19 protein-coding genes and 1 pseudogene are annotated in these 24,207 nt (G+C 68.3%); 11 read left to right on the top strand and 9 right to left on the bottom strand.

What is annotated here, in order from left to right:
* Positions 1-34: 34 nt before the first annotated feature.
* The 6 genes from H4O13_18035 to H4O13_18010 all read right to left on the bottom strand — a co-directional run bounded on the left by H4O13_18035 (position 35) and on the right by H4O13_18010 (position 6,023).
* On the bottom strand, positions 35-808 hold the full coding sequence (locus H4O13_18035; GenBank protein ID MBE5317295.1) for an ABC transporter ATP-binding protein: 774 nt from the start codon (positions 806-808) through the stop codon (positions 35-37).
* A 222-nt stretch (positions 809-1,030) separates the two neighbouring features.
* The gene (locus H4O13_18030) at positions 1,031-2,281 is read right to left on the bottom strand and encodes an HlyD family efflux transporter periplasmic adaptor subunit (protein ID MBE5317294.1); all 1,251 of its coding nucleotides are present in this window, start codon (positions 2,279-2,281) and stop codon (positions 1,031-1,033) included.
* 422 nt (positions 2,282-2,703) lie between these two features.
* Positions 2,704-3,108 carry a glutaredoxin family protein gene (locus H4O13_18025; GenBank protein ID MBE5317293.1) on the bottom strand — a complete coding sequence of 135 codons (405 nt, stop codon included), beginning with the start codon at positions 3,106-3,108 and terminating at the stop codon, positions 2,704-2,706.
* A 71-nt stretch (positions 3,109-3,179) separates the two neighbouring features.
* Positions 3,180-3,401 (bottom strand): hypothetical protein, encoded by a 222-nt coding sequence (locus H4O13_18020; GenBank protein MBE5317292.1) that lies wholly within the window; start codon positions 3,399-3,401, stop codon positions 3,180-3,182.
* Between the two features lie 650 nt (positions 3,402-4,051).
* Entirely contained in the window at positions 4,052-5,371 is a 1,320-nt protein-coding gene (locus tag H4O13_18015) for a HAMP domain-containing histidine kinase (protein ID MBE5317291.1), read from the bottom strand.
* Positions 5,331-6,023 (bottom strand): response regulator transcription factor, encoded by a 693-nt coding sequence (locus H4O13_18010; GenBank protein ID MBE5317290.1) that lies wholly within the window; start codon positions 6,021-6,023, stop codon positions 5,331-5,333. The genes H4O13_18015 and H4O13_18010 overlap by 41 nt, the downstream gene beginning before the upstream one ends.
* Before the next feature lie 150 nt (positions 6,024-6,173).
* On the opposite strand from H4O13_18010, the gene H4O13_18005 reads away from it, so the two are divergent.
* From H4O13_18005 to H4O13_17995, 3 genes are all read left to right on the top strand, one after another.
* The gene (locus H4O13_18005; protein MBE5317289.1) at positions 6,174-7,574 is read left to right on the top strand and encodes an FAD-binding protein; all 1,401 of its coding nucleotides are present in this window, start codon (positions 6,174-6,176) and stop codon (positions 7,572-7,574) included.
* A 16-nt stretch (positions 7,575-7,590) separates the two neighbouring features.
* Positions 7,591-8,175, top strand: a complete 585-nt coding sequence (locus tag H4O13_18000; GenBank protein ID MBE5317288.1) for a uracil-DNA glycosylase family protein — start codon at positions 7,591-7,593, stop codon at positions 8,173-8,175.
* Positions 8,176-8,469: 294 nt separating this feature from the next.
* Complete coding sequence (locus tag H4O13_17995; protein ID MBE5317287.1) at positions 8,470-10,233, top strand: S8 family serine peptidase; 1,764 nt, start codon at positions 8,470-8,472, stop codon at positions 10,231-10,233.
* Positions 10,234-10,736: 503 nt separating this feature from the next.
* Here H4O13_17995 and H4O13_17990 read toward each other — a convergent pair.
* Entirely contained in the window at positions 10,737-13,103 is a 2,367-nt protein-coding gene (locus tag H4O13_17990) for a prolyl oligopeptidase family serine peptidase (GenBank protein ID MBE5317286.1), read from the bottom strand.
* A gap of 80 nt (positions 13,104-13,183) precedes the next feature.
* On the opposite strand from H4O13_17990, the gene lpdA reads away from it, so the two are divergent.
* Positions 13,184-15,094, top strand: a complete 1,911-nt coding sequence (gene lpdA, locus H4O13_17985) for a dihydrolipoyl dehydrogenase (protein ID MBE5317285.1) — start codon at positions 13,184-13,186, stop codon at positions 15,092-15,094.
* Positions 15,095-15,223: 129 nt separating this feature from the next.
* Here the strand turns inward: lpdA and H4O13_17980 are convergent, their stop codons facing one another.
* Positions 15,224-15,646 (bottom strand): hypothetical protein, encoded by a 423-nt coding sequence (locus H4O13_17980; GenBank protein ID MBE5317284.1) that lies wholly within the window; start codon positions 15,644-15,646, stop codon positions 15,224-15,226.
* A 601-nt stretch (positions 15,647-16,247) separates the two neighbouring features.
* Entirely contained in the window at positions 16,248-16,529 is a 282-nt protein-coding gene (locus H4O13_17975; GenBank protein ID MBE5317283.1) for a hypothetical protein, read from the bottom strand.
* Between the two features lie 116 nt (positions 16,530-16,645).
* On the opposite strand from H4O13_17975, the gene H4O13_17970 reads away from it, so the two are divergent.
* The 7 genes and pseudogenes from H4O13_17970 (at position 16,646) to cas3 (ending at position 24,202) form a co-directional block, all read left to right on the top strand.
* Positions 16,646-17,410 carry an NYN domain-containing protein gene (locus H4O13_17970; protein MBE5317282.1) on the top strand — a complete coding sequence of 255 codons (765 nt, stop codon included), beginning with the start codon at positions 16,646-16,648 and terminating at the stop codon, positions 17,408-17,410.
* 341 nt (positions 17,411-17,751) lie between these two features.
* On the top strand, positions 17,752-19,785 hold the full coding sequence (locus H4O13_17965; protein ID MBE5317281.1) for a sodium-translocating pyrophosphatase: 2,034 nt from the start codon (positions 17,752-17,754) through the stop codon (positions 19,783-19,785).
* Between the two features lie 121 nt (positions 19,786-19,906).
* Positions 19,907-20,650, top strand: a complete 744-nt coding sequence (locus tag H4O13_17960) for a hypothetical protein (protein MBE5317280.1) — start codon at positions 19,907-19,909, stop codon at positions 20,648-20,650.
* Between the two features lie 9 nt (positions 20,651-20,659).
* A complete protein-coding gene (locus tag H4O13_17955) occupies positions 20,660-21,181 on the top strand; it encodes an RNA polymerase sigma factor (protein ID MBE5317279.1) in 522 nt (173 codons plus the stop codon).
* Positions 21,168-21,509 carry a hypothetical protein gene (locus tag H4O13_17950; GenBank protein ID MBE5317278.1) on the top strand — a complete coding sequence of 114 codons (342 nt, stop codon included), beginning with the start codon at positions 21,168-21,170 and terminating at the stop codon, positions 21,507-21,509. The genes H4O13_17955 and H4O13_17950 overlap by 14 nt, the downstream gene beginning before the upstream one ends.
* 51 nt (positions 21,510-21,560) lie before the next feature.
* A pseudogene (locus H4O13_17945) lies at positions 21,561-21,795 on the top strand (sodium/proton-translocating pyrophosphatase).
* A gap of 175 nt (positions 21,796-21,970) precedes the next feature.
* A complete protein-coding gene (gene cas3, locus H4O13_17940; GenBank protein MBE5317277.1) occupies positions 21,971-24,202 on the top strand; it encodes a CRISPR-associated helicase Cas3' in 2,232 nt (743 codons plus the stop codon).
* The last annotated feature ends 5 nt before the right edge of the window (positions 24,203-24,207 follow it).

The following is a 24,207-nucleotide window of genomic DNA, read 5'->3' as shown; positions in this document are numbered from 1 at the left end:
CGTGCTCGCAGAAGATGGATGGGACAGAGCGCATTCAGACCCCCGCGACGTGGCCGGCGCGGGCGCGGGCGATCTGCGCGTCCAGACGGGCTTCTTCCTCGCGGCGCAGGCGATGCAGGGTGTCCTCGTCGACGATACGGCCGTCGAACATGCAGATCTTGCGCTGGGCGAAGTCGGCGTAGCGGGCGTCGTGGGTGACCATGCAGATGGTTGAGCCGGACTGGTGCAGCTCATCCAGCAGGGCCATCACCGCCTCGCCGTTCTTGCTGTCGAGGTTGCCGGTGGGTTCGTCGGCGAGCAGCAGCGAGGGCTGGCCGACCAGCGCACGCGCGACCGCCACGCGCTGCTGCTGACCGCCGGAGAGCTGGGCCGGGTAGTGCTTCAGGCGATGCGCCATGCCGACGCGTTCGAGCGCGTGCTGCACGCGATCGCGGCGCTCGGCCTTCGACACGCCATCGCGGTAGGTGAGCGGCAGCTCGACGTTCTCGAACACCGACAGATCACCGATCAGGTTGAAGGCCTGGAAGATGAAGCCGATCTCCTTGTTGCGGATGCGCGCGCGCTCGGACGCGCTGATGTCCTGCACCGGCACGCCGTTCAGGTCGTACACGCCCGAGGTCGGCGTATCCAGCAGGCCGAGGATCGACAGCAGGGTCGACTTGCCGCAGCCCGAGGGCCCCGAGATCGACACGTACTCGCCGCGCTGGATGTTGAAGTGCACGCCCGACAGCGCGTGGGTCTCGACTTCGTCGGTGTAGAAGACTTTGGCGATGTCTTCGAGCTTGAGCAGGGCCGTTTGGGTGGTCATTGCTTGGCTTCCGTTTCTGGTGTGTCGATGTGTTGTGGGGTGTGGCTTGGCCGGCTGGCCCTGCTCAAGCCGGGATTGGGGATTAGGGATTGGGGATTGAGCGGCCGGCTGTCCCCGGCGTTCCGCGGCGCAGCGCTACGTAGCGGGGCCACGGATCCTTGCGCAGTGATTCAACCGTCGGCCAATCCCTCATCCCCAATCCCCAATCCCCGCGTTCGCGGATCAATCGATCCGCAAACGCTCATACCCATCCCACTGCGAGGTGTCCGAAAGAACGATGCGGTCGCCGGGGTTCAGGCCCTGGGCGATTTCGATCTGGTTGACGGATGCGCGGCCCAGGCGCACCGGGATGCGGTGGGCCTGGCCGTCCTCGTCGAGGCGGAACAGGCGCACTTCGCTCTCGGGCTGGCCGTAGGCAGGGCGGCCGACATGCAATACGTTGATCAGACGCTCGATCTCGATGGTGCCGTCGACGCTCAAATCCGGGCGTGCGCTTTCCGGAAGCTTCTCGGTGAAGTCGACTTCGACCAGCACGGTGCCGTTCTGCACGGCCGGGTCGATGCGCACCACCTGGCCTGCGACCACGCCGTTGCGCGTGTCCACCCGAACGCTCTGGCCGTGGACGATGTCCTTGACCTGGGTTTCGCTGATGCGCAGCTCGGCCATCAATGCGCCGGGCTTGGCGACGCGGGCGAGGTTGGTGCCGGCGATGACCTGCTGGCCCTCCTGCACCGGCACCTGCTGCAGCACGCCGGCGATGCCCGCGCGCACCTTGAGGCCCTCGGCCTGGCGGCGGCGCAGCTCGGCGACGTTCTTCAGCTGCTCGATGCGCGCGCGCTCGGCGGCGAGCTGGGCGCGGATGGTCTGCTCGAACTTGGCGATGCGCTCGACTTCGATCTCGGTGCGCAGCTTCAGCTGCTCGGCGGCGAGCTCGCTGCGCCGGGCCTGGATGCGCGAGATGATGCCGCGCGTCGCCAGCTCGGTTTCGGCCTCGGCGGTGAGCCGCGCGCCCTCGTAGTCGGCGCGGATGCCGGCGAGTGCGGCGCGCTGATCCAGCAGCTGGCTTTCAAGGCCGACCTGGCGCGCGACGAAATCGGCCTCGGCCGCGGTCAGCGCGGATTCCGCCGACAGCTGCTGATCGATCACCTCGGGATTGGACAGCTCCAGAATCACCGTATCCGCCTCGACCTGCGCACCCGGGCGCACCACGATGCGCTCGACCCGCGCATTGCTTTCGGCGGCGATCCAGCGGATCTCGCGCGGCACCAGCACGCCGGGGCCGCGCACCTCGCGCAGCATGTCGCCCTGCTTGACCGTGTCGATCCACAGGCTGGCCTCAGCCACGCTGGGGGCGGCTGGATCCAGCCGGCTGACGAAGCCCACCAATGCGGCTAGGGCAAGGACGCCGCCGACCGCATAGGCGATGCGGCGACGGCGGGCTTTCTGCTTGAGATCGATGCGCTGGATGTCCATGCCCTGGGAGCTAGCACGCAGTGTGCCAAGGGCCTTTTCGTCGCTCGATCAATCACTTGCTGAGCCTGCAAGGGACAACTGTCCGAATCCGAACAGGGCCCGAAGCCGTGCCCTGCCCGCTTCTGGACGCTTCGGTCGCCGCGCCTCCTGGCAAAGCGCCGCCCCACCGCAAGCGCAGCTGCCGCGACCCCGGCGGTCGGCCGCGGTCGGTGTTCTGGACGACACCGGGCCTCCTTGCGCTGGGAGCGTGTGAACAATCCCGACGCAGTCGCGAGGGCGTCTCCGCTCGTTCGTGGCAAAGCGCGCGACGCGAACGCAAAGGAGTTTGTTGAACCCGACAACCGCGGAGTCCGCGAAACGGGCTGCAGGCACGGGCGTCAGGAAGCAGCAGCCGCCGTAGGCGGATGGCCTCTCACACGCTCTCAGCCGTCGCTGCCAAGCGCAACGAGCGCATCGACGATGCTCTGCTCGCGGAAGCCCTCGATCCGACGCTGGCCGATCAACAGCACCGGCACGCCCACGGCGGACAAAGCCTCGAACTCTTGACGCGCCTCCTCGGAGCCGTCGATGCGCAGATCGGCATAGGCAACGCCGCGCGCATCCAGCAAGGCACGGGCCTGTGCGCAGTAGCCGCAGGTGGCGGTAGAGAAGAGGATGACCGAGCGCCCCGTGCGCTCTCTCAGGCGCGAACTGTCGTAGTGCACATAGGCCGAGGTCGGGGCATCCGCGCGCAGATAGCCCGCGGCGATCGGCCCCAGCCAAAGCCCCAGCAGAAAGCAGCCGACGATGGCAGCGACGCCAACGCCCATGGCCCATCGTTTGGACACGCGCGGTCTCCCTGATGCGTGTGCGTCTGCAGGTGCGGCGGGGGCCGGGCAGGCACCCCGCCGCGTCACACTCAATTGCAGAAGGTCTGCTGACAGAGCCGGCGCTGAACAATGCACGGCCGATAGCAGTCGCCCTCTCCACCTTCCGCGTCACAGGCGGCAAGGCACTGCATGAAGATGGTCTGGCAGTACTGGCAGCGCAGGTCGGGCACCGACTGCGCCATGGCAACGCCCATGCCCAAGCCGACGGACAGGGCGCATGCGCCCCAGAACACGATTCGCTTCAGTTTCATGCGGGTTCTCCAGTGTGGGAAGCGATAGTCGAGGGTCGCGTGCCGTCGCAGATCGGCCCGCGACACCCTCCGCATGACGCGCCCCGCCACAGGCAGTCCGTGGTGGTGGCGCCGGCACGGATTGGCACCGCGGCCAACTGGACAGATCGCAACAGGGTCGGAAGTCGCCCGCATCGCACTGTGGCTGACCCGCGTGCGCGCCCTCGCTGGCGCGCGGCAATGCTGAAGGCTTCAGCCTTGCCACCCGCCAGCTCTGGCGCACCGAAGAGGTGCTGCGCTTCCGACCGCCGAATGGTGAGCTGCGGAACGGGTCGCGCCTACCTGTCAGATCTGACAGCCGCCGGGCTCGCGGCAGGCGAAACCCCCGGCTGCAGGCACCGCAGTCTGCGCCTCATGCCAAGGGCGCCACCGCTCCCACGCTGTCTGCCTTTGGCTGTCGCTTACGCGCTGCGGGGCGGCGCGGATCCGCCCCGTTCCGCACGTGCTGCACCGTGGGGGTGGCGAGTGTTGCCGTTCTGGGATTGAGGTCTGATCGAAGAGCGCCCCAGGTGCAGAGGTTCCGCGCGGGCGCGCCGCGCACCTAGCAGGCTGTTGAAAAGCAGCCTGCTAGCCCGGCCATCCAAAGTCCGACAGGCTCCCAGCCGCCCGCCCTACGCCTTGCGCATGAACGCCGCGAACTCCAGCGTTGCCAGCGCTCCCTGCTGATCCGCACGCGGCGCCAGGCTGACCTTCCAGTCGTAGAGCTCGCACAGACGCCGCACGATGGCGAGGCCAATGCCGCCGCCCTTGCTGCCCTCGGAGCTGCTGCCGCGGTAGCCGCGCTCGAACAGCCGGGCGGCTTCGTCTTCCGGGATGCCGGGGCCGCTGTCGCGCACTTCGACGCGGTCGCCGAGCACGCTGATGCGGATCTCGCCCTCTTTGGTGTACTTGAAGGCGTTGACGATAAGGTTGCCGAGCGCGACCGCGACGATGGCCTCGGGCGCATCGACCAGCACGCCCTGCTGGCCTTCGACGAGGACCTTGATGGGCTTCGATCCGATGTTGACGCGGTTGGCTTCGGCAAGCTGCTCGGCCAGCTTGCGCACGTCGGTGGCGCCGCTGCCGCGCTCACCGCGCGACAGCATCAGCAGCGCGGTGATCAGGTCCGTGCACTGCTGCACGGCGCGTTCGATGCGCTGCAGGCGCTGGCGGGTCTTGTCGTTCAGATCGGGCTGCGACTGGATCAGCTCGACCGCGCCGCGGATCACCGCCAGCGGCGTGCGCAGCTCGTGGCTGACGTCGGCGTTGAACTCACGATCGCGGGTCACACGCTCGGTCAGCTGTTCGGCATAGTCGTCGAGCGCGCTGGCCAGCTGGCCGACCTCGTCGTCGGGGAAATGCGGCGCGAGCTTCTCGGGCGCGCTGCGGCTGCTGTAGCCCTCGACGCGGCGCGCCAGCTCGGCCACCGGCTGCATCACGCGGCGCGAGGACCACAAGCCGATCAAGCCAGCAAGCACCGAAAAGATTGCCACCGCGGCGATCAGGGCGGTGATCAGCTGGCGTTGGCCCAGGGCCTCCTTCGAGTAGTCGTAGCGCAGGAAGCCAACCAGATCGGAGGCTCGATGCACCGCCAGCTTGTACTCGGTGGGCTCGCCCTCGGGTCCGGCCTCGACCACCTGGTGCACGCCCTCGGGCAGTTCACGCCAGCGGAAGGGCACGCTCTCCTGGCGATTGCTGCGCACCACGAACAGCTCGATCTGGCGCGAGAACTGGAACTGCGCATCCGGCGCCGGGTTCAGGCGCTTGAAGTCGACGAAGTTCTGCGCCTCCTGGGCCAGCCAGTTATCGACCAGCTGGTTCTCAAGGCGCGTGCGCAGGCCGATCGTGGCCACGGCGAACAGGGCCGTGAGCCCGCTGCCGAGAATCAGGAAGGAGATGATGATCCGGCTTCTAAGCCGGCGTCTGAACTGCTTCGGTGTCGGCAAGGCGATATCCGATTCCGTGGCGGGTGTGGATCAGCGGCTTGTCGAAGGGCTTGTCCAGCGCCGCACGCAGACCGTGGATGTGGACGCGCAGGGAGTCGCTGTCGGGCAGCTCCTCGCCCCAGACGCGGGTTTCCAGCTCCTGCCGCGTCACCACCGAGGGGCTGGCTTCCATCAGGCACTGCAGGATCTTCAGCGCGGTCGGGTTCAAGTTGATCGACTTGCCGGCGCGGCTGATCTCCAGCGTGTCCAGGTTGTAGCGCAGGTCGGCCACCTCCAGCACGCGCGGCTGCTGGCCCTTGCCGCGGCGCGCCAGCACGGTGAGCCGGGCTTCGACTTCCTGCAGGGCGAAGGGTTTGACCAGGTAATCGTCGGCGCCGACATCGAAGCCGGCGAGCTTCTGCTCCAGCGCGTCGCGTGCGGTAAGCATCAGCACCGGCGTCTGCCGGCGAGCGTCCTGGCGCAGCTTGCGGCAGACCTCAAGCCCATCCATGCCGGGCAGGTTGAGATCGAGCACGATGGCGTCGAACTCGTTGACCACGGCCAGGTGCAGGCCGGTGACGCCGTCGGCGGCGAAGTCGACGATGTGGCCGCGGTCTTCCAGATAGTCGCCGAGGTTGGCGGCGATGTCGGTGTTGTCTTCGATGACCAGGATGCGCATGGGGTCCGCTGTGGTGTGGGGCGCTCAGGGCGCGGGCGGGCGCGGTGGCGTGGGCTGGGCCGCGTCGCAAGGGTAACGGTTAACGCGATCGCGGTGGACAGCCCGGCGCGCGCTTCGTTCACCCGCGGCCCTGCCGATACACTGCAGCGGATGTCATCGCCCTGGCCCATCTCGCTGAGCCCCTCCGCCCTGCGTGCCCTGCACGCGGCGCTGCCGCCGGCCGCGCTGCTGCTGGCGTCGGCCGACCGCATCGCCTACAGCGTCGACAACAGCAAGCGCCAGGCCCTGCCGCTGGCGGTGGCCCTGCCCGAGACGGCGGAGCAGGTGGCGGCCGTCGTCGCGGTCTGTGCCGAACACGATCTGCCCGTCACCGCGCGCGGCCGCGGCACCAACACCACGGGTGCCAGCGTGCCGATCGCCGGCGGCGTGGCGCTAAGCTTCGAGCGCATGCGCCGCATCGTCGACATCAACACCGCCGACCGCTACGCCGTGGTCGAGCCGGGCGTGTTGAACGGCGATCTGCAGTCGGCGCTCGCGCCGCATGGCTTCTTCTGGCCGCCGGACCCGACCTCGGCGCCGTATTCCACGATCGGCGGCAACCTCGCCTGCAACGCCGGCGGCCCACGCGCGGTGAAGTACGGCGCCTGTCGCGACAACGTTCTGGCCCTGCGCGCGGTCGATGGCAGCGGCCACGCTTTCCGCTGCGGCGCGCCCACCAGCAAGGGCGCGGTCGGCTTCGATCTGACGCGCCTCTTGATTGGCTCCGAAGGCACGCTGGCGCTGATCACCGAGGCCACGCTGAAGCTCACGCCGCTGCCGCCGCTGCGTCGCGGCTTGCGCCTGATCTACGCCGACATCGTCGCCGCGGCGGAAGCGGTGGCGCGGATCATGGCCCAGCCGATGACGCCCTGCGCGCTGGAGTTCATGGACGGTGAGGCGCTGGCCCTGGTGCGGGCGCGCGGCCTCGATCTGCCGCCCGGCGAGGCCCTGCTGCTGGTCGAGGTCGATGGCGATGCGGACAGCCTTGAGCGCGCGGCGACCGCCGTGGCGCGTGCCGCGGAAGGCCGTGGCCTGAACGATCTGCAGGTCGCGCGCGACGCCGCCGACAGCGAAGCCCTGTGGGCCGCCCGCAAGGCTCTGTCGCCGGCGCTGCGCTCGCTGGCGCCAAAGAAGATCAACGAGGACGTGGTGGTGCCGGTCTCGCGTCTGCCCGAGCTGATCGAGGGCGTGCGCGGGCTGTCGCACCAGCACGGCATCCGCATCGTCAACTTCGGCCACGCCGGCAACGGCAATATCCACGTCAACCTGATGTATGACCCCGCCGAGCCCGGCCGCGATGCCGCCGCCGAGGCCTGCCTCGAAGGCCTGTTCGGCCTGGTGATCGCGCTCGACGGCACGCTGTCGGGCGAGCACGGCATCGGGCTGGCCAAGCGGCCCTTCATGCGCGCCGCCATCGATGCACGCACCCTGGAGCTGATGGCCGCGGTCAAGCGCGCCTTCGATCCCAAGGGCCTGCTCAATCCGGGCAAACTGCTGCCCGACCTCGACTGAAGGCCCGCGCACACGGATGAGCGAACTCGATGCCCTGCTGACGCGCATCCGCGACTGCCGCCTCTGCGAGGCGCACCTGCCGCTCGGCCCGAAGCCCGTGCTGCGTGCGCAGACCAGCGCGCGGCTGTTGATCGTCGGGCAGGCACCGGGCACCAAAGTCCACGAGTCCGGCATCCCCTGGAACGATGCCTCCGGCATCCGCCTGCGCCACTGGCTGGGGCTGGAGCGCGGGCAGTTCTACGACGCCAGCCGCATCGCCATCGTGCCGATGGGCTTCTGCTATCCGGGCAAGGGCAGCGCCGGCGATCTGCCGCCGCGGCCGGAGTGCGCGCCGACCTGGCACCCGCAGCTGCTGCCGCTGCTGCCGCATGTGCGCCTCACCCTGCTGATCGGTCACTACGCCCAGCTCGGATTTCTCGGCGCCGCGCGCGGGCGCACGCTGACCGACACCGTGCGAGAGCATGCGCGGTTCGGGCCGCCATTCTTTCCCTTGCCGCATCCGAGCCCTCGCAACCAGCTTTGGGTGGCGAGCAACCCCTGGTTCGATGTGGAGGTGGTGCCCTCGCTGCGGCGTGCGGTGGCCGAGGCGCTTGCGGACTGACGCGCAGTCAGAGCGTGTCGCTCTTCACATCCGAGCGCCTGTTCGCGATGTCAATCACGCTTTGGCAGCCTGATCGCGCTGCGAGCCTGCAAATGCGCGTTTGCAGATTGACACATCACGACACCTCGACATACGTTCCGCTGCGCGATCGCGGGGCATGACGCCCGGCACGGGCTCCGGGGGGAGCCCGCCGCCAGATCACATGGACACGTCACTCCCGCGTCGCGCGCCGGTACCAGAGGGCATCCGCTCCCACCGGTCCAATCCGCTGAACTCAACGGGGAGTCACATCTGATGAACAAGCTTTGTTTCGCCGTGGCCGTGGCCATGGCGCTGCCCGGCCTTGCCGCCGCCTCCGAGCTGCGTCGCGTCGACAAGCCGGTCGATGGCCAGTACATCGTCGTACTGAAAGAAGATCTGGTCCGGTTCGGTGCCGAAAGCGCCACGCGCGGTCCGGACGTCAACTCAATGGCCGTCGACATGGCCTCGCGCTTCGGCCTGCAGGTCAGCATGGCCTACTCGCATGTGCTGCCGGGTTTCGTGGTGCGCGCCAGCCCAAAGCAGATTGCCGAGCTGCTGGGTGACGCGCGCGTCGCCTACGTCGAGCAGGACGGCTACGTCAGCACCACTGCCGTGCAGACCGGCGCCACCTGGGGAATCGACCGCGTCGACCAGCGCAACCTGCCGCTGTCGAGCAGCTACGAGTACCTGACCACGGCGAGCAACGTCCATACCTACATCGTCGACACCGGCGTGCTGGGCACCCACGTGCAGTTCAGCGGCCGCATGGGCAACGGCTACACCGCGATCAATGACGGCCGCGGCACCACCGACTGCAACGGCCACGGCACCCACGTCGCCGGCACGGTGGCCGGCACCACCCACGGCATCGCCAAGGGCGCGATCGTCCACCCCGTGCGCGTGCTGGGCTGCAACGGCTCGGGCACCAACTCCGGCGTGATCGCCGGCATGGACTGGGTGGCCGCGAACCACATCAAGCCGGCCGTGGCGAACATGAGCCTGGGCGGCGGCGCCTCGACGGCGACCGATGAGGCCGTGACCCGCATGCACAACGCCGGCGTCACCGTCGTGGTGGCCGCGGGCAACGACAACTCGAACGCCTGCAACTTCTCGCCGGCGCGCGCGGCGCTGGCGATCACCGTCGGCTCGACCACCAACACCGACGCGCGTTCGAGCTTCTCGAACTTCGGCACCTGCCTCGACATCTTCGCGCCGGGCTCGAACATCACCGCGCCGTGGTTCACCAGCACGACCGCCACCAACACCATCAGCGGCACCTCGATGGCGTCGCCGCATGTGGCCGGTGCCGCTGCGCTGTTCCTCGCCAACAACCCCGCCGCCACCCCGGCCCAGGTGGCCACCGCGTTGATCAACAACAGCACGCCGAACAAGGTGACCAGCGCCGGCACGGGCTCGCCGAACCGTCTGCTGTATTCGATCTTCGGCGGCGGCACGACGCCGGTCGACAACCCGCCGACCGCCAGCTTCACCTTCAGCTGCTCGGGCCTGACCTGCTCGTTCAACGGCACCGGCTCGACCGACGACAACGGCATCAGCAGCTACAGCTGGGCCTTCGGCGACGGCGCCAGCGGCACCGGCTCGACCACCAGCCGCACCTACGCCGCCGGCGGCACCTACACGGTGACCCTGACAGTGCGCGACAGCGCGAACCAGGCCAACGCCACCAGCCGCACGGTGACCGTGAGCACCGGCCCGACCGCGCCCTGCACCAGCTGCGAGGCCTACAGCGGCACGCTTTCCGGCACCGGTGCACAGGCCTTCATCCCGGGCGGTACGTACTACTACAGCGCGGTGAGCGGCACCCATCGCGGCTGGCTGCGCGGCCCGGCGGCCGGGGCTGACTTCGACCTCGCGCTGCAGCGCTGGAACGGCTCCAGCTGGGTCAATGTCGCTTCAGGCACCGGCTCGACCGCAAGCGAAGACGTGAGCTTCAACGGCACCGTCGGGTACTACCGCTGGCGCGTGTACTCCTACAGCGGTTCGGGCAGCTACAACTTCTGGATGCAGCGCCCGTAACGCTTGATCGGAGTTCTCGATGAGCAAAAGGCCGGCGGGGCGACCCGCCGGCCTTTTCGTTTGCGATGGGCCGATCTGCGCGGCGCTCTGCCGAAGACGCGGTCGGCGCCCGATGGGATCGCGAGGCGTCCGAGGCTTCGGCCTGGTGGGTCAAGACCCACCCTATGGGCCGCGCGACATCCGTTCGGGAGAGCCCCAAAGGAGGAAGCACGTGATGCGCTGCCATAGGGTGGGTCTTGACCCACCAAAACCACGCCCACCCCGTGGGCCCTGCGCGATGCCGGCTTCGGGAGCACGCGCGATGCGCTCGCATTGGGTGGGTCTTGACCCACCAAGGCCACGCCCCGCCCACGGGCCCGGCGCGATGCCGGTTTCGGAGAGCCCGCGATGCGCTGTCATAGGGTGGGTCTTGACCCACCAAGGCCAGGCCGACCCCAAGGAAGCGAAGGCGCCGCCGCCCGGCCCCGCTCGATGTCTGCGGGGCCCGGGCGAGGGCACGCGCCTTAATCCTTCAACACCCGCTCGAACAGCTTGAAGATGCGCCGGTACTGGTCGAACCAGGCCTCGGGATGCACGTAGGCGTGGCGCTCCAGCGGGTAGCTGGCGAGCTCCCAGTGGTCCTTGCGCAGCTCGATCAGGCGCTGGGCCAGACGCACCGAATCCTGGTACAGCACGTTGTCGTCGATCATGCCGTGGGCGATCAGCAGGTGGCCCTGCAGGCCTTCGGCCAGCTCGATGGGCGAGCTCTTGCGGTAGGCCTCAGGGTCGATGTCCGGGGTGTTGAGGATGTTCGAGGTGTAGGGGTGGTTGTACTGCGCCCAGTCGGTGACCGGCCGCAGCGCCGCACCGGCATGGAAGACCCCGGGTTCGCGGAACATCGCCATGAAGGTCATGAAGCCGCCGTAGCTGCCGCCGTAGATGCCGACGTTGGCGCGGTCGCCCTGGCGGTTCTCGACCAGCCACTCGATGCCGTCGAGGTAGTCCTCCAGCTCGGGGTGGCCCATCTGCCGGTAGATCGCGTTGCGCCAGTCGCGGCCGTAGCCCGCGGAGGCGCGGAAGTCGAGGTCGAGCACGATGTAGCCGTGCTCCACCAGCAGCTGGTGGAACATCTGCTCACGGAAGTACTGCGACCAGCGCAGGTGCACGTTCTGCAGATAGCCGGCACCGTGCACGAACAGCACGATCGGGTAGCGCTTGCCCGGCTCAAGCTGGGCCGGGCCGTAGTACTTGCCCCACACCGTGCCGGCGCCGTGGCGGCTGGGCACCTGCACGAACTCGGGCGCAAGCCAGGTCTGCGCCTTGTAGGCCTCGCTGCGGGTGTCGGTCAGCGCGCGCAGGGCGCCGCCGTTCGCCGGCAGCACGCCGAGCTGGGGCGGCAGATGCGGCTCGGAATACAGCACCAGCAGACGCTGCTCGTCGGGCGCGAGCACGAACGCGTTGACGCCGCCGAGCGCGGTGAGCGTGTCGATGCGGTCGCTGCCGAGATCGAGGCGCACGACCTCGTACTTGCCCGGCCATTCCTGGTTCGCCAGCGCATAGACCTCGCCTCCATCGCGGCTGATGACTGGCTCGGAGAACTCCCACGCACCTCGCGTGTGCTGCTTCGGCCGCGCGTCGCCGCGACGCGTGTAGAAGTGGCTGTAGCCGTCTTCTTCCGACAGATACCAGAGCGTGCGGTTGTCGGGCAGCCAGCCGAACTCGTTGAAGTTCCAGTTGATCCAGCCCGGGTCGGTGAGGCGATGGCGGGTTTCGAGCGAACGGCCCTCGCGTTCGACCTCGGCAATCCAGCGATCCTTGTTGTCCACCGAGCGCAGCATCACCGCCGCACGCGCGCCGTCGCGGCTGAACTCGACGGCGTTGACGCGCACCGGACGCAAGCCCTTCAGCGCATCCTTGCCGGCGGCCGCGCGCAGCTCGGCCAGCGGATCGGTGTCGATGCCCGGCAGCGCCTTCAGATCCAGCGGGTACTGCTTGCCATCGGCCAGATCGACCAGCACCAGCGCCTGCCCCGCCGGCGGATTGCGACCGACGCGCACGCGCACGTCCTCACTTTCTTCGTAGCCGGTTTCGGTGACGTACTTCGGCATCTTGCCGATGCGGCCCGGCTCGCCGCCCTTGGGCTCGGTGACCACCAGCATCCAGCGACCGTCCGGGCTGAGCGCGCTGTCGGCGATCGTCACCGTGTCGCCCAGATAGACCGGCGGCGCGATCCGCGTGGACAGCCCGCGGCGCAGCTCGGACTCGCGCGCGGCCTGGGCCTCGCGCCAGCTCTTCTCGCGCGCCAACGTGGCGATCAGACGCAGCTGCATGTCGCGCAAGTCGTCGGCCTTCGGCGCCTCGGCCGGATCCTTCTCGGCCTTCAGCACCGCGATCGGCCCGGCCAGGCCGCTGCCGAGGTCGTGCACGATCCAGTCGGCGCCCGCGCGGTACATCACCCGGCCGTCGGCCATGAAGGCCGGCGTAGCTTCGGGCACCTCGCTGCGGGTCAGCTGGCGCAGGGCGCCGCTGCCGAGCTCGCGCAGGAACACGTCGCCATCGCGCAGGAACAGCGCGCGCTCACCCGCCGCATCGAACACCGGGTTCGGCGCATCCACACCGGCCAGCTCCGCGTCCGCGAGCCGGGTCGCCGCAGCACCGTCGAAGCCGACGCGATGCAGATCGCGCAGCGGGCTGTCGGCGCGCTTCAGCTGGAACAGCGCGGTCTGGCCGTCCAGCGACCAGTGCGGATTCTCGACCGACGGCCCGATCCAGGCCGGGTCGTCCATGATCTTCTCGAGTTCCAGCGGCTGTGCGCTGATCGCGAGCGGCAGCATCAGCGCGGCGCAGTAGAGGGCGAACGTGGCGTTGAGGCGCAGGGGCAGTCGGCGCATCGAGGCGCTCCATGCAGGCAGTGGAGGAGGCGGCAGCCTAGACGCTGCGCGCCTGCAGCCGACACCGCCGAAGGGCATGGATGCGGGCCGCGCGCAGGGTGTCGGCCGACCATTGCCAGACCACCCCGTACGCTGGCGGCGGGGTTGCGCGCTGCCGCTACAATCGGGCGCTTAACAGCACTCCAGGAGCGAGCGTGAGCACGGAAATCGAGATCAAGGTGCCCGACATCGGCGGCCACAGCGACGTGCCGGTGATCGAACTGCTGGCCAAACCCGGCGACAGCATCGCCAAGGATCAAGGCCTGGTCACGCTCGAATCCGACAAGGCCACGATGGAAGTGCCGAGCTCGCACGCCGGCGTACTGATCTCACTCAGCGTCAAGGTCGGCGATGCGGTCAGCGAGGGCAGCGTGATCGCCAAGCTGCGCGTCGAGGAAGCCGGCGCGGCGAAAGCGGCCCCCGCGGCGGCGGCCCCTGCTGCGACGCCCGCGCCCGCGGCCACGCCAGCACCCGCGCCTTCGCCCGCACCCTCAAGCCCTGCCGCAGCCGCACCGCAGGCGGCGCAAGCCAGCGGTCGCGAAGCCGACTACACCTGCCAGCTCGCCGTGCTGGGCTCGGGCCCCGGCGGCTACACCGCGGCCTTCCGCGGCGCTGACCTGGGGCTCGACGTGATCCTGATCGAGCGCTATCCCGAGATCGGCGGCGTCTGCTTGAACGTCGGCTGCATCCCGTCCAAGGCCCTGCTGCACGCCGCCCGCGTGATTGACGAAGCGGCGCATGGCGAAGATTTCGGCGTGACGTTCGGCGCGCCGACGATCGACCTCGACAAGCTGCGCGCCTACAAGTCGAAAGTGGTGAAGCAGCTGAACGGTGGCCTGGCCGGCATGGCCAAGCAGCGCAAGGTGCGCACCGTCACCGGCACGGGCCGCTTCATCAGCCCGCACGAGATCGAAGTGCAGACCTCAGACGGCGCCAAGATCGTGCGCTTCGAGCACGCCGTCATCGCCGCCGGCTCGCAGCCGGTCAAGCTGCCGGGCATCCCCTGGGGCGACCCGCGGGTGATGGACTCCACCGACGCGCTGGAGCTGAAGGAGATTCCGAAGTCCCTGCTGGTGATCGGCGGCGGCATCATCGGGCTTGAGATGGGCAGCGTGTATGCGGCGCTGGGCGCGGAAGTCACCGTGGTCGAACTGGCCGACCAGCTGATGCCGGGTGCCGATCCGGACCTCGTGCGCCCGCTGCAGCAGCGCCTGGCCAAGCGCTTCAAGGGCATCCATCTGAAGACCAAGGTCAGCGCCGTGGTCGCCGAAGCGCAGGGCCTCAAGGTCAGCTTCGAAGGCGACAAAGCACCCGAGGCGAGTCTGTTCGACCGCGTGCTGGTCTCGGTGGGCCGTACGCCCAACGGCGGCAAGATCAATGCCGACGCCGCTGGCGTGGCGGTGTCCGAGCGCGGCTTCATCGCCGTCGACCGGCAGATGCGCACCAACGTGCCGCATATCTTCGCCATCGGTGACCTGGTCGGCCAGCCGATGCTGGCGCACAAGGCCACGCACGAAGGCAAGGTCGCGGCCGAAGTCGCCGCCGGCCACAAGACCGAATTCGTCGCCCGCGTGATTCCGAGCGTGGCCTACACCGACCCGGAAATCGCCTGGGTCGGCGTCAGCGAGACCGAAGCCAAGGCCAAGGGCATCAAGGTCGGCGTCGGCAAGTTCCCCTACGCCGCTTCAGGCCGCGCCATCGGCCAGGGCCGCACCGAGGGCTTCACCAAGCTGCTGTTCGACGAAGCCACCCACAAGGTCATCGGCGCCGGCATCGTCGGCCCCAACGCCGGCGACCTGATCGCCGAAGTCGGCCTCGCCATCGAAATGGGCGCCGAAGCCAGCGACATCGGCCTCACCATCCACCCGCATCCGACCCTGAGTGAATCGGTGGGCATGGCGGCCGAGGTGTATGAGGGGACGATTACCGACCTCTACCTGCCGAAGAAATAGCCCGGAGCGCCATGAAATGCGCGCACAAAGCCACCTGCAGGTGGCTTTGTTGAGCTCGGGCGCGGGCTAGCAAATCCTTGCACAGGCATGCGTGCCCATGGCCGGCATGTCGTCGGCTAAAGCCAGCCTCTACTCGTACGGGTAAAAGGAGCCGGCGGGGGCGAACCCAAACTCGCGCTGCAGATCGAGCGCTGTTTCGTCCGAAGGCAGACGGAGAGTCAGCGACGTAGCAACCCCATCGACGACGCGGAAGCGGCCTTTGTATTCGCCTGCGGGACAATGCGAGTCTCCACCCTCGGGCAGCGAGAAGGAGACCTCTCCTCGCGTCACCCTTGCAGCCAGGACTTGAGGAAGCCCTGACAGCTCCCCTTTGCCACACCTCAGAATCACCTGCGTGCCTCGGCCGCTGCTGGTAAGCACGAGTTGCACCCCCGGATCCCACATCGCGCCGGTGGACTGCTTCAGATAAACACCTGTCAGCTCGGCCGGCGTTGGCGTTGTCGCGAGTGCCGGAGTGGAAAGGGAAAGCGTCATCAGCAGGGACCATCTCATTGCGTTGCTCCCGCGAGGCCAAGGAAAACACCGATTCAAGTCGCCAGAGCCATGACGCGCATCTCGCTTGAGCCGTATCTGGTCCCTCGAAGTCGGCGCCTCAAGCATGACCTGATGCGTGGCGCGAAGCGAGCTCTGAGCGTCGTGCACCGCCGCGCCGCAGGGCACGCCAAGGCTAGCCCATAGGGTGGGTCTTGACCCACCGGCGCTCGACGCTTGCCTCGGTTGCGATGCTGCGAATCCCGGTTCGCGGTCGCCAATCCACGAGGCGCACCGGGATTTTCCTTTGAATCGCTCAGAGCACCGCACCGAACGCGCTGTGATTGTTCGCCGCGCATCGGTGGGTCAAGACCCACCCTATGGGGTGTCGGACGCGCCCGGCGCGTGTGTCGTCCGCCGCGCGATGTCTTCGCTCGTAATCGCGGTGTAGCACGCAGGTTGGGCCAAGCGAAGCGCCGCCCAACGTCGCAAGCGCGAAACTCGCTGCAAGCGCCGAGAGGGCAGCGGTTCGGACTATCGCAGGCACGCGTTGAATAGGACCTCCGGCGCACCACCACAGCGTAGGTCTCGGACGTCGGCAGCTTGACCCCCGCCCCGCATCTCAACGCGGCCTGCCAAATCCGGAAACGCGATTGCTTTCCAGCGGAGACTGCGTCGGAGGAAGCGATGCGCGCGCCTCGGACAGAAACCGCTCGACCGCCGACATCGGCAGCGGACCCTCGAAAAGTTCAACGGTGAACTCGGCGCTCGCGTCGGACCAGAAGGCCTCGGCGACGAGCACAGGAGCCGGATTCGCCTCGCGCCACAGCTCGGCAAACATGCCATCGCGGACGACATCCGATCCGACCGTGGTCCAGTACGCGGGGAGAGAATGTTCACTCATGGGTCGATCCATCGTTCTTCAGGTGCTTGGCCTTTCAGCGAGCGTGGCAATTTTCAGCATGCATCGCGCCGGCAGGCGGTGCACCCTATGCCATCACATCTACGACTCGGTGCCCCATGACCCCACGCTCCGACGCCCCCCGCTACGCCGTGCTGATCGATGCCGACAACGCCCAGGCTTCGCTGGTGGCGGGCATGCTGGCCGAGGTCGCCAAGTACGGCGTGGCCGGGATCAAGCGCGCCTACGGCGACTGGACCACGCCCAACCTGGGGCGCTGGAAAGAGACCCTGCTGGAACATTCCATCCAGCCGATCCAGCAGTTCCGCTACACCAGCGGCAAGAACGCCACCGACAGCGCGATGATCATCGACGCCATGGACCTGCTGCACGGCCAACAGCTTCAGGGCGCGGCGATCGTCAGCAGCGACAGCGATTTCACCCGGCTGGCGCAGCGCCTGCGCGAGGGCGGGCTGAACGTGATCGGCATTGGCGAGCGCAAGACTCCGCGGCCCTTCGTGGCCGCCTGCGACCGCTTCGTCTACACCGATCTTCTCGGCGGCGAGGAGGCGAAGGCCACCGTCGCGACCGCACCCGCCGATGGCGATGCCGCCCTGCTCGCCCTGCTGGGCTCGGCGGTGGATGCCGCCGCCGAAGACGACGGCTGGGCGCAGCTCGGCGAGGTCGGCAACCAGATCGGCCGCCTGCAGCCCGAGTTCGACCCGCGCAGCCACGGACATCAGAAACTCGGCCAGCTGTTCGAGTCGCTGGCCGCCTTCGAGATCAAGCGCACACCGGTGGAGCCCGCCGGCCACGTGCGCGTGGAAGTGCGTCGCGCCGCGAACAAACCCAAGCCCGCCCGCGGCCGACGTCGCGGCGGCTGAGTCATGCCGCGCAAGCGCGCCGCCTGCCTTCGGCCCGGCCCTCGCGCACAGCGCTCGCGCGTTCGGCGGCGCGCGCGGCATGCCGCGCGAACGCGCCGCCTCACAGCCAATCCCCAATCCACAATCCCGAATCCCGGCCCCGAAGCTTTCCCGCTACACTCGACCCGCCCGCATGATCGGGCGGCAGGCGTTACCTGGGCCGGGGGGCTCGTAACTCTGATTGATCGGATGGGCTGCGCTTCATCCGCAGCGCTGTGCCATCCACCTCCTCGCTTCGCGACGCGTCGGTCCACGAAGGCCCGCACGACGGGTCCATACGAATGGCAATGGGAGGGTTCTGAATGCTTCAGCAGCACGGTTTGACTCTGGCGCTCGCCTGCGCGGCGCTCGCCATCCTCTACGGCGTGTTCTCGACGCGCTGGATCCTGGCGCAGCCCACCGGCAACGAGCGGATGCAGAAGATCGCGGCGGCGATCCAGGAAGGTGCGAGCGCCTACCTGCGCCGGCAATACACCAGCATCGCCGTGGTCGGCGTGATCCTGCTGCTGATCATCGGCTTCCTGCCCGGCCTGGGCTGGCCCACGGCGATTGGTTTCGCGATCGGCGCGGTGCTGTCCGGCCTGGCCGGCTTCATCGGCATGTTCGTCTCGGTGCGCGCCAACGTGCGCACCACCCAGGCCGCTACGGTGGGCTTGAATGCGGCGCTGGCGGTGAGCTTCCGCGGCGGCGCAATCACCGGAATGCTGGTGGTGGGCTTGGGTCTGCTCGGCGTGGCCGGCTACTTCTGGTTCGTCGGCGGCGTGGTCGATGACGAGGCCGCGATCAAGGCGGCCCTGCAGCCGATGATTGGACTGGCCTTCGGCAGCTCGCTGATCTCGATCTTCGCGCGCTTGGGCGGCGGCATCTTCACCAAGGGTGCCGACGTCGGCGCCGATCTGGTCGGCAAGGTCGAGGCCGGCATTCCCGAGGACGACCCGCGCAACCCGGCGGTGATCGCCGACAACGTCGGCGACAACGTCGGCGACTGCGCCGGCATGGCGGCCGACCTGTTCGAAACCTATGCGGTGACCATCATCGCCGCCATGCTGATCGCCGGCATCAGCTTCGCCACCTACGGCTTCGGCGGCGTGATGTACCCGCTGGTGATCGGCGCGGTGTCGATTGTGGCCTCGATCATCGGCACCTTCTTCGTCAAGGTCGGCAGCGACGGCAAGATCATGAAGGCGCTGTACAAGGGCCTGATCGTGGCCGGCGTGCTGGCGGCAATCGCCTTCTGGTTCGTCACCCAGGACATGATCAAGACCAATGCCACGGAAGTGTTCGCCTGCGCCCTGATCGGCCTGGTGCTCACCGCCGCGATGGTGGTGATCACCGAGTACTACACCGCCACCGAATACGGCCCGGTGCGGCAGGTGGCCAAGGCGTCTGAAACCGGCCACGGCACCAATGTCATCGCCGGGCTTGCGGTGTCGATGAAGTCCACCGCCGCCCCGGTGCTGGCAGTGGCCGCCGCGATCTACGCCTGCTACGAGTTGGCCGGCCTGTTCGGCATTGCGGTGGCCGCGACTTCGATGCTGTCGATGGCCGGCGTGATCGTCGCCCTCGACGCCTACGGCCCGATCACCGACAACGCCGGCGGCATCGCCGAGATGAGCGAGCTGGGCCCCGAAATCCGCAAGACCACCGACGCGCTGGATGCGGTGGGCAATACCACCAAGGCGGTGACCAAGGGCTATGCGATCGGCTCGGCGGGTCTGGCCGCGCTGGTGCTGTTCGCCGACTACGCGCACAAGCTCGACGAGAAGTTCGGGGTCGACGCCGTCGACTTCTCGATTGATCGTCCCGACGTGCTGATCGGGCTCTTGATCGGCGGCATGATCCCCTTCCTGTTCGGCGCCTACGCCATGCAGGCGGTGGGCCGCGCGGCCGGTGCGGTGGTGGAGGAAGTGCGCCGCCAGTTCCGCGACATCAAGGGCATCATGGAAGGCACCGGCAAGCCGGAGTACGACAAGGCGGTCGACCTGCTGACCCGGGCGGCGATCAAGGAAATGATCCTGCCCTCGCTGTTGCCGCTGATCATCCCCGTGCTGGTCGGCCTGCTGCTGGGCCCCGCTGCGCTCGGCGGCCTGCTGATGGGCACCATCGTCACCGGCCTGTTCGTGGCGATCTCGATGTGCACCGGCGGCGGCGCCTGGGACAACGCCAAGAAGTACATCGAGGAAGGCCACCACGGCGGCAAGGGCAGCGAGGCCCACAAGGCCGCGGTGACCGGCGACACCGTGGGTGACCCCTACAAGGACACCGCCGGCCCGGCCATCAACCCGCTGATCAAGATCATCAACATCGTCGCCTTGCTGCTGGTGCCGCTGCTGTAGTCGCCGCGGTCGATGCCTGAACGCTACGCGGCCCGCCTTTGTGCGGGCCGCGTGCGTTGGCGATCGAAGAAATCCTGCGCTCGCGTGTAAAGCAGATCGACCCCACCACTGGAAACACGCCATGCGACACGCCCGTTGGACCCTTGCGCTCCTGCTTTCCATCAACGTTCTGACGCTGGCCGGATGCGGTCGCCAGGTCGGTGAGGGATCGGATGCCAACCGCGAACTCGAGATGCGCTACCTCGAGGTCTCACCAGATCGCACGGAGGCTCTGGTCGACGCGCTGAATGCTCTGCTCACGCCTTCGGCTGCAGGCAAGGCCAGCATGGCCGGCCCGGGCCAGATCCTGGTTCGCGCCGACGCCGGCACCTTGGAGCAGATTGCGAGCAGCCTTGAACAGATGCGCGAGGCCAAACAGCAGTCGCAGCCTCAGCCCGACAGCGGTCATCGCGTGCGTTTGCAGACCTGGGCGTTGAAGGCCGGCGAAGGACTGGATGCCTTGCCACCGGCGGCACCCGAAATCAGGCAAGCGCTTACCGGGCTGCCCTACGCGGACTGGCGGCAACTCGAAGCTTCGGTCCAGACCCGCACCACCGACGGGCGACCGAGCCTCAGCTCCGGCGTCCACTTCGGCATTTCTGCCACCCTGCTCCGGCTGGGCGAGGATTACCTCGCCGAACTCAGCCTGACGTCGAGCCGCACCGGCAGCGTCACGGCCGCGGCGAGTCTGGCTCAGGAGGGTGCTGAAGCGCGTCTCACCATGAAGCCCGGCGAATACATGCTTCTGAGCTTCCGCGACGAGCGCGGCGCTGGCGAGGCCCTGGTGGTGCGCATCGAACCGATCGACCCGGCGCCGGCACCGTGAGCGCCGGCAATGCCGATCTCCGAGGCCGACCTGAGCGGCGCATACCGACGACTCGAACGGCCGCTCTACAACGTGCTGCTGCGCCTGCTATGGGACCCGCGCGAGTGCCAGGACATCCAGCACGAGGCCTTCATGAAGGTGTGGGCGGCGCGCGAGCGCGTGCGCATCGAAGAGCTCGATCAGTTCATCTATGCGAGCGCGCTGAACCTCGCGCGCAACCAGCTGCGCTGGCGCGGACTGCGTCGTTTTCTGAGCATCGACAGCGAGCCCGATGCCAGCGAGTGGGACCTGCTGGCGACGGTGCGTTCGCCCGAGCTGCTGGCCGAGCACGCCGCGCTGCGTCACGCACTGGGCGGGCTGTCGCAGGCGCTGCGGGAGGTGCTGCTGCTGTCGGAGTTCAGCGGCTTCGACACCCGCGAGATCGCGGCCCTGCTCGGCATCGCCGAGGGCACGGTCGGCTCGCGCAAGCACGAAGCCCTGCGCCAGCTTCGGCTGCGTCTGGGTGGGGAGAGATCACATGAGAAGCCCTGAGCTGAAGCTGCCGATCCTGACGCCGCCACCGGGCGGGCTGCAGCGACTGCAGCAGGCGCTGCACGCACCCCCGCGTCAGCGCTCAACGCGCCCCGCCTGGACGCTTGCTGCGACTGCGTGTGCAGTGCTGCTGGTCGCGCCCGCGGCCCATCGGGCCTGGCAGGAACACGCCTTCCGGCAACGCCTGGAGGCCGCGATCGACAAGGCCGCAGGATCCGCCCCGATCTCTGCCAAAGGCTTCGTGCTGATCTCCGATCGGCGGCTCGACAACGGCACGCGCGTCATCGAACTGCAGCGCGAGCGCGCCCCTGCAGCGGAGCGGACGTAAGCGTCTCGCCGGGGCCTCGCGCGCCAACAGTTCCGCGACATCAAGAGCGTCATGGAAGGCAGCGGCAAGCCGGAGTAGGACAGAGCGGTCGACCTGCTGACCCGTGCGGCGATCAAGGAGAGGATCCTGCCCTCCATGCTGCTGCTGACCATCGCTCTGCTGGTCGGCCTGCTGCTCGGCCCAGCCGCGCTGGGCGGGCTGCTGATGGACGCCATCGCCGCCGGCCATCAACCCGCTGATCAAGAGCATCAACATCGTCGCCTTGCTGCTGGTGCCGCTGCTGTAGTCGCCGCGGTCGATGCCTGAACGCTACGCGGCCCGCCTTGTGAGGGCCGCGTGCTTCCAGCGCTGTGTCTGACCAAAGAATCGGCCTCGGGTTTGCATTTCTTGGCAGTGCGTGGGGTATTGCAGGTGCGCGCTGGCTGCTAGCGTCCACCCTCCCAGTTCGGGACTTCGATGAAATGGTCTATGCGCGTGCAATCACGGACGCCCAGGGCGCACTGAGGTTTCAGGCGCTTGAGGATCATCTGGAGGGCGTCGCGAGCCGCGCCCAGCGCTTCGCAGCGGCCTTTGGAGGCGAGGCCTGGGGCGAGCTGGCCGGCCGCTGGCATGACCTCGGCAAGTACGCTGCCGATTTTCAGCGCTATCTGCTGGAGGCGAATGGCGTCGAGGTGGATCACGAGGATGCGGGGATCGGCGACAGCGGTCGCGTGGATCACTCCGCCGCTGGCGCGCTGCATGCCCTGCGTCATCTGGGACAACTCGGCGTGCTCATCGCCCATCCCATCGCAGCCCACCATGCGGGGCTCTACGACGCGTCCGAGCTTGAGGCTCGACTGGAACGCGCAAGAACGGCTGGCCGACTCGAAGCGGCAAAGCTGGGCGCACCACCGCCGCACGTTCTCGACAGCACCGCACTTGCGCCACCCACGATTCCCGGGGCTCACGCGAAAGAGCCCCTCGCCTTCGCCACTTGGCTGCGCCTGCTGTTCTCCTGCCTGGTCGATGCCGATGTGCTAGACAGCGAAGCCTTCGGCGACCCGGCGGCCTCACGCCTGCGCAGCGCCTATCCCGCGCTGGCCGAACTCAAGCCGCGCTTCGATGCCCACATGGCGAGGTTCAAGGCCGACAGCCCGGTCAAGCAGCTGCGCGCGCAGATTCTCGCCGACTGCCGCGAGCGCGCAGCCTGCGCGCCGGGCCTGTTCAGCCTCACCGTACCCACCGGCGGCGGCAAGACGCTGTCCAGCATGGCCTTCGCGCTGGAGCACGCGCAGTGCCACGGTTTCAAGCGGATGATCTACGTCATCCCCTACACCAGCATCATTGAGCAGACCGCAGACGTGTTCCGCGGGATCTTCGGTGACTCGGTCGTCGAGCACCACAGCAACTTCGAGGTCCAGAACGAGGGCAGCCGCGAAACCCAACGCTCAAGGCTGGCCACGGAAAACTGGGACGCGCCGATCATCGTCACCACCAATGTGCAGTTCTTCGAATCCCTGTTCGCCGCCCGCACCAGCCGCTGCCGCAAGCTGCACAACATCCTCGACAGCGTGGTGATCCTGGACGAGGCGCAGATGCTGCCGCCGCCCTTCCTGCTGCCGATCACCAACGTGCTGCGCCTGCTGGGCCAGCACTACCGCACCTCGATCGTTCTGTGCACCGCCACCCAGCCCGCGCTGTCGGAGCGCCGCAGCTTCGGCCAGCACTTCCGCGGCCTGCCTGAGCCCACCGAGCTGGTTGCAGACCGCGAGGCGCTGTACCGGCAGTTGAAGCGCGTGCGGGTCGAGCTGCCCGAAGACCTGTCGCGAGGCACCGACTGGCCCGATCTGGCAGAACGCGTCAGCGCCCACGACTGCGTGCTGGTGATCGTCAACAGCCGCGCCGATGCGCAGGCGCTGCATGCGGTGCTGCCCACGGGCAGCCTGCATCTGTCGGGGCGCATGTGCGGCGCCCATCGCTCCGAAGTGATCCAGCAGATCCGCCAGCGACTGGAGGCGCGACGCGAGGGCCACGCCACCGCACCGCTGCGCGTGGTCAGCACCAGCCTGATCGAGGCCGGTGTGGATGTGGACTTCCCTGTGGTCTACCGCGCGCTGGCTGGGCTGGACTCAATCGCGCAGGCGGCCGGGCGCTGCAACCGCGAGGGGCTGCTGGCGGAGCTGGGCAGAGTGATTGTGTTCGTGCCGATGAAGCCGGCGCCGCCGGGGCTGCAGCGGATGGGCGCGCAAGCCTGCATCGGCGTTTTGAAGCAGGCTGAAGGTGATCCGCTGCAGCCCGCGCTGTTCACCCGCTACTTCCAGTCCCTCTACAGCGACTGCGCGCTGGATCAGCACGACATCGTCGGTCTGCTGAAGGCCCAGAACCTGCAGCTGCGCACGGCGGCCGAGCGCTTCAAGCTGATCGATGATGGCCAGCAGGCGATCCTGGTGCCGTACCAGTCGGATGCCGATGACGGGCGTTACGCGGCTGCGCGCGCCGCACTGATGGCGCAGCAGGGCCAAGGCGCTGCGCTGCGCCGGCTGCAGCGCTTCACGGTCAACGTGAACCCGCGGGACTTTCAGCACCTGCAGCACTCCCACGAAGTTCACGAGCTGTTCCCGGGGGTCTGGGAACTGGTCTCTCCAACGCAGTACGACGCGGTGCTGGGCCTGCGGCTGGATGGCCCGGATGCCGGCGCCCTCTTGATGGTTTGATGGAG

The organism is Lysobacterales bacterium (genome assembly GCA_014946745.1).
Classification (GTDB): Bacteria; Pseudomonadota; Gammaproteobacteria; order Xanthomonadales; family Xanthomonadaceae; genus Aquimonas.
The sequence above is the reverse complement of the archived record's forward strand: the minus strand, read 5'-3'. Positions and strand labels throughout refer to the sequence as shown.